The sequence below is a fragment of the Shewanella sp. S1-58-MNA-CIBAN-0166 genome, from assembly GCF_040310085.1.
GTDB lineage: Bacteria > Pseudomonadota > Gammaproteobacteria > Enterobacterales > Shewanellaceae > Shewanella.
On the sequence record NZ_JBEOPN010000005.1, the window covers coordinates 16,897 to 31,119 of the forward strand.

A 14,223-nucleotide genomic window follows, 5' to 3' on the forward strand; every position below is an offset into this window, starting at 1 on the left:
ATCACTCCTTAATTATCGATTTTAATGTATCGACAGCATCCAAGAACTCAAGTTGGCTCACTTGGTTTTTTAATCTTAACCACTGTTTATCTGGCACCACGTTGCTTAACAGGCGCTCAAGGTACTCAATGGCATCTAAATTTTGATCAACCAATAATGCCATTAATCGATCGGTTTTATCCGCGTCTATGCTTTGTATCGGCAATACAGCGCTATTATCAAGTGTGCGAGTGGTTAATACAGCACTTTCATCTGGAAATAGAGTATCTAACATATGCAGGCTATCATTTATCTGGCCTTGCATTTGGCTTAAACAAGCATCTGAATCAACACTAACAGCATTTTTTATATTGTGCTCTAGTGTGGCAGCAAAAGCTGCCAGCCGCTTAGCACCAATATTACTCGAGGTGCCTTTAATTGTATGAGCAATACTACTGATAGCATTGTCATCTTCGAGTGCAAACGCTTGCGTAAGTAATGATAATTGCTCTGACATTTCTGATGCAAAATGATGTTTCACATCAATGAAAAAGGCAAGTTCACCACCAAAACGACGTAAAATAGAATCAGGATTTTCGATAATCGCATCATCGTCGCCATCATTACGCACCTCAGGTAACGCAACAGGCGGATTATTAACAGTTGAATGATAATAAGCACTATTATCTTGGCCTAACAGGTTAAGTATGCAAGGTAACAAAAGTGTCATGTCTATCGGTTTACCGATATGATCATTCATCCCCGCGTCTAGGCATAATGTTTTATCGGCAAGCGATGCGTTAGCCGTCATCGCTAAAATAGGTACATCATTAAATCGGCCATCGGCACGAATAATACGTGTTGCTTCAAGTCCATCCATTACCGGCATTTGCATGTCCATAATAACAATATCAAATTGATTATTTGACTTAGTGACCCAATCAACACCTTCTATACCGTCTTTAGCCAATGTAACAATCGCACCTTGTAGACGTAATAATTCATCAATAACTTGGCGATTAAGCTGATTATCCTCAACCACCAGAACCCTGGCACCTTTTAATGCTAAATTAGTTATTTTTCTAGATTGTATTGGCTGTTCTAAACCATGAATGGCTCGGTAAACCGACTCGAGCATCAAGTTCGCCGTCACAGGTTTGGTCAACATACTCACAAAAGGCTGTTGGCGATATTGTTTAGTTTGTTCCATCACCTCTGCACCATACGCGGTCAGCATAATAATGGCCGGAGCTTTACCTGCCGGAAACATCGCTTGAATATGATTGGCGGTTTCTAAGCCATTCTTATCAGGCATGCGCCAATCCATAATAATCACATCATAATGATTGCTGGCATTTAAGCTTTGATCAATAAGATTGATAGCCTGCTTGCCGTTATGAGCCTCATTAACATAAGCACCATGGACCATTAAGGTTTTGGATAAAATTTTACGGCTCATCTTACTGTCATCAACAATCAGAATATTCTTACCCTGTAAGTCGATATCTAAATCGTTATTCTTTATTTCAACAATATTAAACGTCAAATCAAACCAAAAGCGACTGCCCTTGCCAACATGACTCGATAACGTTAATTCACCGCCCATTAACTCAACTAAACGTTTAGTGATTGCTAATCCCAATCCTGTACCGCCGAATCGTCTTGACGTTGAAGACTCTGCTTGGACAAAACCTTGGAAAATTTTACTCCCTTGTTCAGGACTGATTCCGATACCCGTATCGGTAATCGAAATGGTTAAATTCGCTTGGTTAGCAATATATTCATTGCAGTGTACACTGACAATAACATGACCTTCTGAGGTAAATTTAATCGCATTACCCGCAAGGTTTAACAACACTTGGCGCAAACGAAGTTCATCACCTTCAATAAGGTATGGAATGGCAGGATCTAAATCAAAAATAACTTCTAAATTTTTACTGTGTACATTGGTTGCTAGCATCACCGCTAGCTCACGCATTAACGTTTCCAGTTGAAACGGATGCAAATCAAGTTCTAACTTACCAGCATCAATTTTAGAAAAGTCTAAAATATCATTTAACAGCCCTAATAATGACTTCGCAGCTATTTCAGCCTTAGAAACATAATCAGCTTGCTGACGACTCATATCAGAATGTTGAATAAGTTGTAGCATGCCTAATACAGCATTCATTGGAGTACGGATTTCATGACTCATATTCGCTAAAAATTGAGATTTAGCTGCACTGGCTGCATCTGAAGCTTGTTTCGCTAACCGCAAGGTTTGCTCTAACTCGCGTTGCTCAGTAATGTCGCGGTTAATTCCGACCACGCGCACCGGTTTACCTGATTTATCGTAGCTAACATGTGCCCCAGCCTGAATATAACGAATTTTATTTGAGCGGGTAATAATTCTGAATATCGGGTCATAAGGTAGATTTGAGTAAATGGCTTGCTGCAAAGTTTGTTCAGCCATAGCAAGATCATCTGGATGAACAAGTTTTTTCCAACACTCATAACTCAAATCAGCTTCCGTAAGTGTTGATGGAGAATCATACATTTCAAACATACGATTATTCCACTGTAAGTCATCGGTCTCTAAGTCTAAATTCCAAATACCTAACTCAGCCACCTCAGCCGCTTTAGACAGTTGGTTACTGGCTGATACTAGTTCTTCTTGTTGTTGAAGCATCACATCAATATTAACCGCTACGCCCAAATACCCTACAATATCTCCACTTTGATCGCGCATAGCGGATACCGACAACGACACTTGGCACTGAGATAAATCTTTACGAATATACGTCCAAGTGCGCGTTTCAGGCCCTTGAGTTCTTGGCTTATACACAAACACATCAAAACCAGTAATATCCTCGCCAAATTCTTTGATTAACTCTTTATGGCGTTGCTCAACCTCTGAAGGTAAATGCCATATTGCAGGGCTTTGCTTACCCACTATCTCTTCAGCTTGATAGCCAAGTAATAACTCGGCACCACGATTAAAAATATTAATAATACCGTCGTTGTCGGTTGAGATAATCGCAATTTCCGTTGCTGCTGCCAGTACGTTAGTGAGTAAAGAAGCCAGCTTATTCTTTTCTAGTTGAGTATTCTTACGTTCAGTAATATCAATTCGCAGTGCAAAGCAGCGTTCAAGGTTATCGTCCGCATCCATCACTGGCGCAATAACCGTATCAAACCACATAACATTACCCTGACTATCATGGTTACACACTTCATCATGCCAAGTTTTACCAGCATTAATGGTTTGCCACATATTGGCCCAAAAGGCATCATCATGCTGGTTAGATTTTAAAATAGAATGCTTCTGACCGATCATTTGTTCGCGAGTAAATCCAGATGCTAAACAGAAATAATCATTTACCCCTAAGATAACGCCGTCTTTATCCGTTTCAGAATAAAGCAGCTGCTGGTTAATATTATCCAGTAAGGTTTTATTTTCTGACAGTGCTTGCTGTAACGCCTGGGTCCGCTCGGTAACTTTACGTTCAAGGTTGGCATTAATATTTAAAATTTGCTTTTCAGCATTCAGCTGTACCGTAATATCTCGAATAGTCTGGCTGACACCGATTATTTTGCCAAACTCATTATAAATAGCCAATGAGGTCATCGACGTTGACAGTAGTGCATTGTCTTTTCGTTTATGTTGGCTAACAAAATTTAATAACGATTTACCGCTAAGGACCTGATTAAACTTTTCAGCTTCTGCATCATATCCATCGTTAGGAACAATGAACGTTGTTTTCTTGAGCCCAATAACCTCATGTTTTTCATAACCAAAAATCGTTACTGCGCCATCATTCCAACTGGTAATAACACCATCACAGTCAAAACTAATAATCGCATCAAGCGAATGTTCTAAAATATTGGCACGTCTTTCATTATCTTCCAAAATTAGGCGCTTACGACCTAATGCGTAGCCGTAAAAACCAATAAGCCCGCCCAATAACAAACTAACAATCGCACCATAAATGAACACAATATTAGAAGAGGTTAAATGTAAACCACTGACAAACTCGGGATAAGCCACTAACGATACATGCCATTTACGCCCAAATATTTCGCGATCTAATGTAACTGAATAATCCGATAACGGATTTACATCATCTAAGTGGGTTTCATAAAACATGACATTATTTTGAGCATCGGTCACATCATTGATCAATAATTTTGTGGTCTTACGGGATAAACTGATCTTATCAAAAACTTCATTGGCAACTAACGGTGCATAACTCCAACCAAAAGCTTGTTGCTCCCTTAATGCTTCGGTTGATGGGGTAAAACCAGTACGGTAAATGGGCATTAAAATGAGAAAGGCTTGTAAAGGATTACCTGTTGCTTGCACTAACGTGATCGGCCCAGTTAAGCGCACTTCACCAGTTAAATACGCTTGTTGTGCGGCATTTTTGCGGTTTTGCTCAGAGGAAATATCCAAACCGACAGCGGCAAGATTACGCTCAATGGGTTCAATATAGTCAATCAAATACCGTTCATCATCATGAGGGTTAAGCTGACGTACACTGTAATTTGGCCAATCATCAAGTTTAGCTTTGGCAACAAAATCAGCTTCATCGGCTACAGGAACACGTCGGATATAACCAAACCCACGAGCGCCAGGGAATTCACTCTCAATATCACGCGTTAAGCTATATTTTCTAAAAATTTCGCGGGTTATTTTGTCTTCACCGATAGTAGAAACGGCACCTCGAGCACCTCGTAAACCATATTGATACAAAACGATCCGATCAATAATATTGTTAGCAACTTGTTCAGATACCGTTTCGAGAGATTGAGTAATGATGGTGTTATTTTGATTCTTAACACTTAAAGCAGTAACAAAACTAATGACTAAGCCAAAAGCAAATACTCCAATACCCAATTTAAGCGCATTTTTATAACTAGATAGTCTGGTCATTTTTATCATTAGTTAAGTGTCATAGGCATTAACTTTGGACGACAAAATAGTTTTTTACAAGCTAGACACTGAAAAATATAGTGTTTCCCAATTTAAAGGCGATAAACAGTAGTAAAAGCGATGACGAGCGGTAGCAAGCGATAACAAACGATTAAAAGCAATTAAAAGCGGTAGCAAGCGGTAGCAAGCGATAACAAACGATTAAAAGCAATTAAAAGCGGTAAAAGCAATTAAAAGCGGTAAAAGGCGATAATCACAGATAAATGACTAGAAGGCTGATGACGGGCGAAGAAAAGCGATATAAAAAGATGATTTAATTAAGGATAAATCATGATATCGGCAGCCTCGCTTCCCAGCTCCAACCCGCTTGTCATCGCTTGTCATCATCTCAGCTCCAACCCGCTTGTCATCGCTCGTCATCATCCCAGCTCTAACCCGCTCGTTATCATCTCAGCTCTAACCCGCTTGTCATCATCTCAGCTCTAACCCGCTCGTCATCGTCTCAGCTCTAACCCGCTTGTCATCATCCCAGCTCTAACCCGCTTGTCATCGCTCGTTTATCATCTCAGCTCCAACCCGCTCGTTATCATCTCAGCTCTAACCCGCTTGTTATCATCTCAGCTCTAACCCGCTTGTCATCGTCTCAGCTCTAACGCCCAACTGTCGTTTCGGTTAACGCGTCGAACTGAATGATATAATAGCGACCATCACTTTTGTCTTGCTGGTTATTGACCGCTGGAGACTGATGTAACTTATTCACCGTAACTAACAACTTACCATCGGCCGTAGTTGAAAAACCGTCAGACCAACTGAACTTGTCATCATCTTGATACAAAATATGATATTGACGATCTGTGTCGATATAACCGACAGCATTATGGCTTATGTCAGTAACATAAATGTTGCCGCCATTATCAATGGTGATGCCGTCACTTATCGGTTTATTGGCATAAAACTCTACTTTGCTGCGTAACATATTAGCCGATAATTTAGCATCCAGTAGGTATTGAGTGTGCACCCGATATAGCTTCTCACCACTCAATGCACCAAAATAAACCCACTCGTTGTTCGGATCTACGGTCAGAGAATCAACCCCTATTCGGATAGGTTGGCCACCGATAGATAAAGTATTACCATTAATCACCGTATCAACATCTTCGGGACGGGTATAAACGCTGCCATCTAATACTCGTCTTGTTGTGCCACTCGTTAAATCAACCACAATTAATGCCGCATTACTGCCACCAGCAGGATCGGTGATATAAACCGTTTCGTGCTTTCTATCGACCGCAAGATCATTTAAAAATGAATTACTGGGCAATACTGACGCAGTTAAAGATATTGTTTTATATAGGCTGTTTTGTTGAGTATCCCAACCGATAAGTCGCCCGACACCATCAGCGGAAGCAGTTTCAAGCATCCATAAAATACCCTGTTCATCAATTACCACGCCCAAAACAGGATTAAGATTTTGATTAAATTCTGTATTGGGATAATCAACGATAGAGCCATCTTTTTTAAGCTCCACAATTCTAGAATCAACACCGTAAAAGTGATGATTACTCATGAACACTCGCCCTGTAGACGACACGGCCACATTACCGGGAGGATGCTGGCTATCTAGCTCGCGAAACACCGAATAATCAGCGGCAAACACTGTGCTGGTTAATAGGCTACTCAGTAAAACCAAAGACGCAATCACTCGCGTTTTAGATAACAACACTATTTTAGGTAATACGTTCATTCTAGATGCCATCACGGTTTTAGATTCAAATAAGCTTTTAAACATCATAAATCAGATCCCTACAGCGCTTTTAATGAGCTAATGATATCTTCAGGATCAAGACGGTAAGTATAATCAGCATCAACAAATGCTTTCACAATGGTGCCATCTTTGGCTACCACGAATGTCGCAGCAAGTGGAAAATCAAACTGTTCAGCACCATTATGTTTCTCAACTTCGACACCAAATTTATTATAAAGATCACGAATTGAATCAGGTAACGTAAACACCAGTCCAAGCGCTTTAGCATACTCGGCATTCACATCTGACAATACATCAAACTCAAGCTCATTTTTCTCTGCCGTTGAAAGTGACATATCAGGTAACTCAGGCGTAATAGCCACCAGTGTTGCCCCTAACTGTTTAAATTCAGCAAGATGTTGCTGATAGGCGCGCAAGGCTAAATTACAATATGGACACCAACTACCACGATAAAATGTCACCACAACCGGTCCATTGGCTAACAAATCGGTTAAATGACGGGTAACGCCCAATGCATTAGTTAACGAAAACGCAGCCAGTTTATCGCCTGCCTTAGGCGCATTATCAATAATGCCAGATAACTTCAGATTTAAGGTCGCATCCGACATGATCGCCAATACCTCTGCAGGTAAGTTGGCTGCAGAGGCATCTCGTTTTTCAGTCAGTTGAGTGGATAATGACATAATGGCTTCTCAGATTATCTTGAATTTTCATTCAAGATAATCAAATCATGTCAACAACGCAAGCAGTTTTTGAACAATCATTCAAGTAGTGGTATTATAGCGTCAGTAACGATTGAGGATCGATGTCATGGCAAAGAAAAATTTTGAACGAGCGGACGTATTAGATAAGGTCATCACCCTATTTTGGCAAAATGGTTATGCCGCATCGAGCATTCAGCAAATCACTAAAGCCACCGGATTAAAACCGGGTAGCTTATATTATGAATTCGATAGCAAAGAAGGCTTATTCCAAGCAGCCTTAGCACGCTACGCCACCTTTTCGATTGAGGCGATACATCAACTGATGCAACAAGCTGACGATGTCAAAGTAGGTATTAGACAGATCCTCGACAACATTGTCGAGCAGTCAAAGTCTTGTGATTACTGTGGCTGCTTCTTAATCAAAACCCAACTTGAACTCGCCTCTCAAGGCAACGAGCTATACAAATTTGCCTCATCACAATTAACTGAGATTGAGCATGTATATCAACATTACCTAAGCCAATTATTTGAGCCTGAAACCGCTAAAGCCTATGCAGCTCAACTGATGACCGTCACATTTGGGATCCGCATCTACGGCTATCAATCAGAATCAGCAGCAACCCAAACCAACACCATCAACGCGCTACTGCCATGGTTAAAGGAAGAGTGTTAAGCCTGTGCATTACCCAGTATTTTGAGAGTTCCCCCTGCTATCACGGGACTGAATGTAGACAGTTTAACCACATTGTTATTAATGATAACTACGGTATCTTGGTGCAACAGTTTACCTATGTAAGTGGTCGCTCAACGTCAAACGTTCCAATGACCACATTACTTTGATTAGATCCTTTTGCGCGCGTTGCCCAAACGTAAAAAAACAGCCTCGCAAAGCGAGGCTGTTTGACCTTAAATAACCTCAACTAGAGTTAAGAGGTGGGATATGTAAGGCAAAATGACAATATTCAGCCTATTTAACATCAAACTTGTCGTTTGTTTTGCTAGTAAGGCGCATAGACGCATCAATAGCTAGCCTATTGCAATTCAATCCAACACAGTTAGCGAGACAAATAGCTGTTTGATAACCGCTTATTATCCCGAGTTGAGGTTAAGTCACTACTGTTCTTTTGTCTCTGGGTAGATACTGTTCCACCACTGTGGTTCATCTTTTAACTTCATATCAAACCATGCCATAGTGGTATTCCACCAATCAAAGCGGGCTTGGCGGCTATTGATGTGATGGTCTTGATCGTTAAACTCAACCAACTCAACTTCTTTGCCTAATAGTTTAAGCGCGGTGTACATATAATGGCTTTCACCTACTGGTACGTTGGTGTCAGCGTTACCATGAATAAGCAATAACGGTGTGGTAATTTTATCTGCATGGTATAGCGGACTTTGTTCTACATAGAGTTCTGGGTTATTCCACGGAAAACTGCCACGACTGGCCACGCCAGAATAACCATAACCCCACCAGCCATGACCCCAGTAAGACGACAAATTACTGATCCCCGCATGCGACATTGACGCCGCAAATATATCGGTTTTTGTCGCCAAATACATAGTCATAAAGCCACCATAAGATGCGCCCATATTTCCCACGCGTTTAGCATCAACCGACGGGTACGCATTTAAGAAAGCTTTAGTACCCTCGATAATATCGTCAGCGCTGTACTTGCCCCAGGCATTCACATGACGGCCACTAAAAGCTTGGCCATATCCGGTTGCACCGTTTGGTTGCACAACATACACAACATAACCTTGGGCTGCCCATAAATTAAATGGCCAACGCCCGGTAAAATGACGCCCTACAGGTGAGGTGCCGCCATAGTAATACACTAATGCGGGATACTTTTTACTGGCATCAAAGTCGGCAGGTAAATAAACACGGCCATCAATGTTATGCCCATGGGTATTGGTAAAATCAAAATCTTCAATTTTACCTAAACGCGTGTTGGCATAGCTCAGTTGTTGACTATCAAACAGCAACTGTTTGCGGCTTGAATTAACCGCCATTTTATAGGCTTTTTGCGGCGCAGTGGCTGAGGTACCTGCAAATACCAATGTCGGCGTAGATTGTTCAATGGCAACACTAAAGCCGTCTATCATATCCACACCAGTGTCTATTCGATTAAAGCGTGTTTTGCTTTTATCAAATAAATACAAAGGTGCACGGTCGCCTTCGGTTACCGTCACAATTAAATCATCATTTTCAAGCTTGGTTATGCTGCCTATGGAAGGATCAAACGCTTTACTGAGTGCACTGACATTGCCTTTAGCATCACGCCAATATAACTGACCATCATAATCATTCACTTCAATATTAGGATCTTGTATTCCTGTGCCGTCCATAAAACGCGGCCCAGCGGTAATGTACATGCCGTCATCAGCATATAGTGCACTATTAAAACTGCGATACTCACCTATCATGGTTTCGCTTAAATCAGCTAACGTCAGCTCAACAAGCTGCGTTATTCCATGGGCGGGCTGCGCATAATCAACAGGCGAGCGCGTTAACAATAGTTTGCCTTTATCTGCATTACTGTCTAGCAAAGAACTGCTGACGTTGTTGTCTGTAAGTTGACGAATAAAGCCCGAAGCAACATCTACTTGATAGAGTTGACTGTTGTTACGCCAATAACTCCAGCGGTCTTCTAATGCTTGAAAACGTTTTGATGTCGCTTTGTCATCAGCTTTAAAAGGTTTTTCCCAGCTAAATAACACAGTGTTACCTAACCACTGTAAACCAGACACATTGTCCATATCAGTCGCGACAACGTTAATGCTCAAATCAGCAACATTGAATAATTGAATTTGTTTGTTAGCCACAAAAACGAGTTTTGAAGAGTCGCTTGACCAAACCGCACTGCTTGGGCGATTATCTTGCCAGCGGTACATCACGCTGTTGTCCGATAATTTACGTAACTCGGTCACTTGAATCGGCGTATCGCCTTGGCTAGCTTGGTATTCAATGGTCGATTGCAATAAATACTTGCCATTAGGTGACAGGGTTAAGCCACTGATCACTTTTGAATCAAATAACTGCTCCGCAGATACTCGCTGTGTTTTTTGTGCAGTAAAGTCGATATTATCAACTTCACTTTTACCCTGCCAATCAAGGCTAAATGCGCTATCTTGCGCCTGGCCATCAGCCAATACCACAAGGTGATAGTCACCATTTTTCAGCTCAAGTTCGACTTTATCGGCAGATTTAAGCAGTTGCCCATTCAAATACACTTGAGGATTTTCAAGCCCGTTAACGGTTAATGTACCTTGGGTAAAACGATCTGTCGACATTGGCACTTGATAGGCTAACCAGCCCTCGCCTTCAACCTTAGTTGATGCAGCTTGCCAAGACAGTGGCTGATTAAATATCGTCACCTTATTGGCGTGATTAGCCTGGCTAAGCTGAGCAACCAAATTAGCACGCAGCGCATCTGCATGAGCACTTTTCGATAATGGCGCTGCTGAGACTTGATTTACTGGGCCGATTCGCTGAATGTACTTGGCGTCAATTTCCGCCCCATGTGCCATACCCGATATTGCAATGGCTAAACTGGTTAACACCAGAGAAAACGTTTTCATTACCTGTCCTTATTGTTGCTTTTTTATTGATTCTTTATGCAAGTGTGACAAAACTGACCGATAAATGCATATTTTTTGTGTATCAATAATTGTCGCCTTTATATATACGGATCATTGATTAACAAGGATATGTGAATTAGCCAGAGGAAGTGAATTAAAGAAGCAATACAGTGAAAATGGAAATGAAATAGAAACCGCCAGTATTAGACTGACGGTTTATCTTTTTTGTGACGAGTCAACTTACACGAGTAAAACGCGATTAATGACCAAATTTAACTCTTACACCTGCGTTAGCAATAAAGCCATCGTTACGTGACCAAATATCGGTAGTCCATTGGCCGCTAGGCGATCTATTAGGCAGTAACATTGGATGTTCATCGGTTTGTTTTACATCGAGTAAGTTTTCTAAGTTAATAAACCAACTGACTCTGCCAACAGTAATTTCGCCCATTAAACCAAGATGCCAATAAGGGTTAGTTTCATCAATATAAGGGTTATCGTTAACGTTTTGGGTGCCGGTATAATAAGCTTCAAAACCAGCTCTAAAGTTGCCATGTTGCTCCCACATAGCAACAAAACCACCAGAATGACGTGGTGTTAAGGCAATGGCTCTTCTGCCGTCCCCGTCGGGTGAAGCTTCAGTTGCGTCTAAATACAAGTAACTTGCGGTCAACTTAACATCGCCTAAATAGTAACGCAGCAACACTTCAGAACCACGGATCTGACTTTCGCCGGGTGCATTAACTAACCTAACAGCGTCTAAGGAACCATCGTTATTGACAGAGAAAGCCTCTAAACCCGTGACGTTATCCACATTCGAGCCAAACAAAGTCAAACTCGTTTCCACATCATCAAAGGTATAACTCACATCAAGCGATGCCGTTTTAGCGCGCTCTTCTTGTAAGTTGTCAATCGGCGCTAATCTTGATAATCCTGCGGCCTCAATCTCTTCAACAAACGGCGTAGGGGCAAAGTAGCCCTCCCCATAAGAGCCTCTTATGGTTAAGTCACTTGGGCGATAAAGCACCGATACTCTTGGGCTAAGTTGAGTACCATATTCACTGTGATCATCAATGCGCGCACTGTAAGAGGTGGTGATTTGGTCTGTCACCTCATAATCAAGTTGAGCAAATGCACCCGGCACTTTATAAGAATAATCGAACTCAGGGTACGTGTCAGAGGCAAAGATTTCAGACTGATACGCTAAACCAATAACCCAATCACTGTTATCGGTATAACCTGCAATGCTATTTTCAAGCAAATAACTCTCGTGTTGGTCTTCTTCTATATCGGCACCATAAACATGCACATGATCTTGTACCATCGCCGATGCGCGTGTATTAAACGTCAATGACTCTAATAACGGCATACTAAACACCAGGCCGCCATCAAGCCTATCGGAATCCTGCGATTGCTCAAACGAAGTACCATCAGCGACCGTGTTATCACCTAAAGTACCGCCAGTACGCTGCTCGGTCATAAATCCGCTAGTCACATACAGTGTTTGTCCTTCTTGTCCTTCCCAAAATAATCGAGGACGAACTGTGTATCGCTCATAACCTGCCAAATCGATCCAGCCGTCATTATCAATATCTTGCTTGTCTTGATAATGAGCTCCTGCCGTCACTGAGCCTTTTACATTCTCGCTCAATGGCGACTCAAAATAGGTGGTCACATCCTGACCATCGCGCGTGGTTGCATTAACCAACACTTCACCACTGAGTTCATCGCCAGGCGTTCGAGACACAAGGTTAATCACCCCGCCGAGTGCAGACCCACCATAAAGTGATGACGCCGAGCCTTTAATAATTTCAACGCGACTTAAATCTGTCGGCGGCACTTGCAACAAACCAATCGACCCTGCTTGATTACCGTACAGCGGTAAACCATCGGCCAGTAATTGGGTATAACGACCATACAAGCCTTGCAGGCGAATATTGGCACTGCCTAACGCCGGAGACGTAGTTTGTAATCTTACCCCGCCTGTTTCAGCCACCAGCATAGAAATATTACCCGGTCTCATCGCCGCTTTTTCTTCAATCTCTTCGCGGTTAATCACCTCGACTCGAATAGGTTGTTCATCTGCAATTCGCCCAGAGCGAGTAGCTTGTATGACAATGGTTTCCATTTCTTCTTCGTGTTCATGCTCGTGTTCATCGACATCCGCTTTTGGGTCATCATGCTCAGAATGTTGAGGATTTGCACTGTGGCTCTCACTGTCATTCTCACTGTAATTTGCACTCTGCCCAGACGTATTTATCGAGTCATCCGCCACACTGGCTTCACTCACCCCAATAACACCTAGCGACAAAATTAATGACGCCGCGGAATAACTCAACATACAACTTCCTTTTAACAACACATTATCGAAAAATGATATGCTTAAGCTTAAAGGTTACAGCCACTGGAAGGTCAATATGAAAATAAGTGAATTGGCATCAATTGCCCAGGTATCGGTTAAAACCATTCGATATTATGAGCAAATTGGTCTACTCTCCCCGCCAATCCGTACCAGTAATGGCTATCGCCATTACCAAGAAAAAGATATTGAGACATTAGTGTTCATAAGACGATGCAGAGAATTAAACATCGGACTCGATGACATCAAGCGCTTGGTGGATACACAACAAGACCCAAAATCGTCGTGCGCATTAGTCGACAACATCATTGCCGAACAACTTGCCCGCATTCAACAAACCCAGCGAGAATTAGCATTACTAGAACAATCATTAGCCGCACTGGCGAGCTGTTGTAAAAGCCATCAGATTAAGGATTGCAGTATTTTACAGACGCTGAAATCGGCTTAAGCTAAAACAAGAACAACTGTTTTTTAATCGTTGAATAAGGGTTTATTGCGCTTTACTGTATGCATCTAAACGACTATGATTCCGATCCATTAGGTGTTGCGTATACGGTACGGTTAATCCTCTCATTTGCGAGAGAGTTAAATCATGATAACAACGCTAGGTTTGTATATTATTTAACATAAGAAAGGATCATCTGGGCACCCAGAAAATGTATGGATACAATTATGACAACGCAGACGATAACAGTACTTTACTACCCAGCTGAACTCGCCATTAAACCCATAGCCGAAGTGTTATACGATCTTGAAGTAGGCGTGAGCGGACGTGTGATTATCCCAACGGAATACAAAGTGGATAAAATCATCGTGGCGGTATTTAAAGGTGAAGTTGAAATGTTGAATGCACTTGGCGACCGAGTGGCATCTGAGCTTAATGATGTTGCCTAAAGGTCATATTATTAATGACTAGAACGGC

At 41.8% G+C, this 14,223-nt stretch carries 8 protein-coding genes; 3 read left to right on the forward strand and 5 right to left on the reverse strand.

What is annotated here, in order from left to right; all coding sequences use genetic code 11:
* Position 1 precedes the first annotated feature (1 nt).
* The 3 genes from AAEY99_RS04805 to AAEY99_RS04815 all read right to left on the reverse strand — a co-directional run bounded on the left by AAEY99_RS04805 (position 2) and on the right by AAEY99_RS04815 (position 7,339).
* On the reverse strand, positions 2-4,891 hold the full coding sequence (locus AAEY99_RS04805) for a PAS domain S-box protein (RefSeq protein WP_502959492.1): 4,890 nt from the start codon (positions 4,889-4,891) through the stop codon (positions 2-4).
* 649 nt (positions 4,892-5,540) lie between these two features.
* A complete protein-coding gene (locus AAEY99_RS04810; protein ID WP_351009416.1) occupies positions 5,541-6,683 on the reverse strand; it encodes an L-dopachrome tautomerase-related protein in 1,143 nt (380 codons plus the stop codon).
* An 11-nt stretch (positions 6,684-6,694) separates the two neighbouring features.
* Positions 6,695-7,339: a peroxiredoxin-like family protein gene (locus tag AAEY99_RS04815; protein WP_351009419.1), complete on the reverse strand. Its 645-nt coding sequence runs from the start codon at positions 7,337-7,339 to the stop codon at positions 6,695-6,697.
* A gap of 127 nt (positions 7,340-7,466) precedes the next feature.
* On the opposite strand from AAEY99_RS04815, the gene AAEY99_RS04820 reads away from it, so the two are divergent.
* Positions 7,467-8,033 (forward strand): TetR/AcrR family transcriptional regulator, encoded by a 567-nt coding sequence (locus AAEY99_RS04820; protein ID WP_101086460.1) that lies wholly within the window; start codon positions 7,467-7,469, stop codon positions 8,031-8,033.
* A gap of 440 nt (positions 8,034-8,473) precedes the next feature.
* Here AAEY99_RS04820 and AAEY99_RS04825 read toward each other — a convergent pair whose 3' ends face one another.
* A complete protein-coding gene (locus AAEY99_RS04825) occupies positions 8,474-10,942 on the reverse strand; it encodes an alpha/beta hydrolase family protein (protein WP_351009421.1) in 2,469 nt (822 codons plus the stop codon).
* 259 nt (positions 10,943-11,201) lie between these two features.
* Complete coding sequence (locus AAEY99_RS04830; protein ID WP_351009423.1) at positions 11,202-13,283, reverse strand: TonB-dependent receptor plug domain-containing protein; 2,082 nt, start codon at positions 13,281-13,283, stop codon at positions 11,202-11,204.
* 76 nt (positions 13,284-13,359) lie between these two features.
* On the opposite strand from AAEY99_RS04830, the gene AAEY99_RS04835 reads away from it, so the two are divergent.
* Both AAEY99_RS04835 and AAEY99_RS04840 read left to right on the forward strand, forming a co-directional pair.
* On the forward strand, positions 13,360-13,749 hold the full coding sequence (locus AAEY99_RS04835) for a Cd(II)/Pb(II)-responsive transcriptional regulator (RefSeq protein ID WP_011638267.1): 390 nt from the start codon (positions 13,360-13,362) through the stop codon (positions 13,747-13,749).
* A 224-nt stretch (positions 13,750-13,973) separates the two neighbouring features.
* Entirely contained in the window at positions 13,974-14,195 is a 222-nt protein-coding gene (locus AAEY99_RS04840; protein ID WP_101086456.1) for a DUF2375 family protein, read from the forward strand.
* The last annotated feature ends 28 nt before the right edge of the window (positions 14,196-14,223 follow it).

Excerpts from the sequence above, each read along its gene's own strand:
- AAEY99_RS04805 (WP_502959492.1), bottom strand. The coding sequence starts at position 4,891 with ATGACCAGACTATCTAGTTATAAAAATGCGCTTAAATTGGGTATTGGA.
- AAEY99_RS04810 (WP_351009416.1), bottom strand. The coding sequence starts at position 6,683 with ATGATGTTTAAAAGCTTATTTGAATCTAAAACCGTGATGGCATCTAGA.
- AAEY99_RS04815 (WP_351009419.1), bottom strand. The coding sequence starts at position 7,339 with ATGTCATTATCCACTCAACTGACTGAAAAACGAGATGCCTCTGCAGCC.
- AAEY99_RS04820 (WP_101086460.1), top strand. The coding sequence starts at position 7,467 with ATGGCAAAGAAAAATTTTGAACGAGCGGACGTATTAGATAAGGTCATC.
- AAEY99_RS04825 (WP_351009421.1), bottom strand. The coding sequence starts at position 10,942 with ATGAAAACGTTTTCTCTGGTGTTAACCAGTTTAGCCATTGCAATATCG.
- AAEY99_RS04830 (WP_351009423.1), bottom strand. The coding sequence starts at position 13,283 with ATGTTGAGTTATTCCGCGGCGTCATTAATTTTGTCGCTAGGTGTTATT.
- AAEY99_RS04835 (WP_011638267.1), top strand. The coding sequence starts at position 13,360 with ATGAAAATAAGTGAATTGGCATCAATTGCCCAGGTATCGGTTAAAACC.
- AAEY99_RS04840 (WP_101086456.1), top strand. The coding sequence starts at position 13,974 with ATGACAACGCAGACGATAACAGTACTTTACTACCCAGCTGAACTCGCC.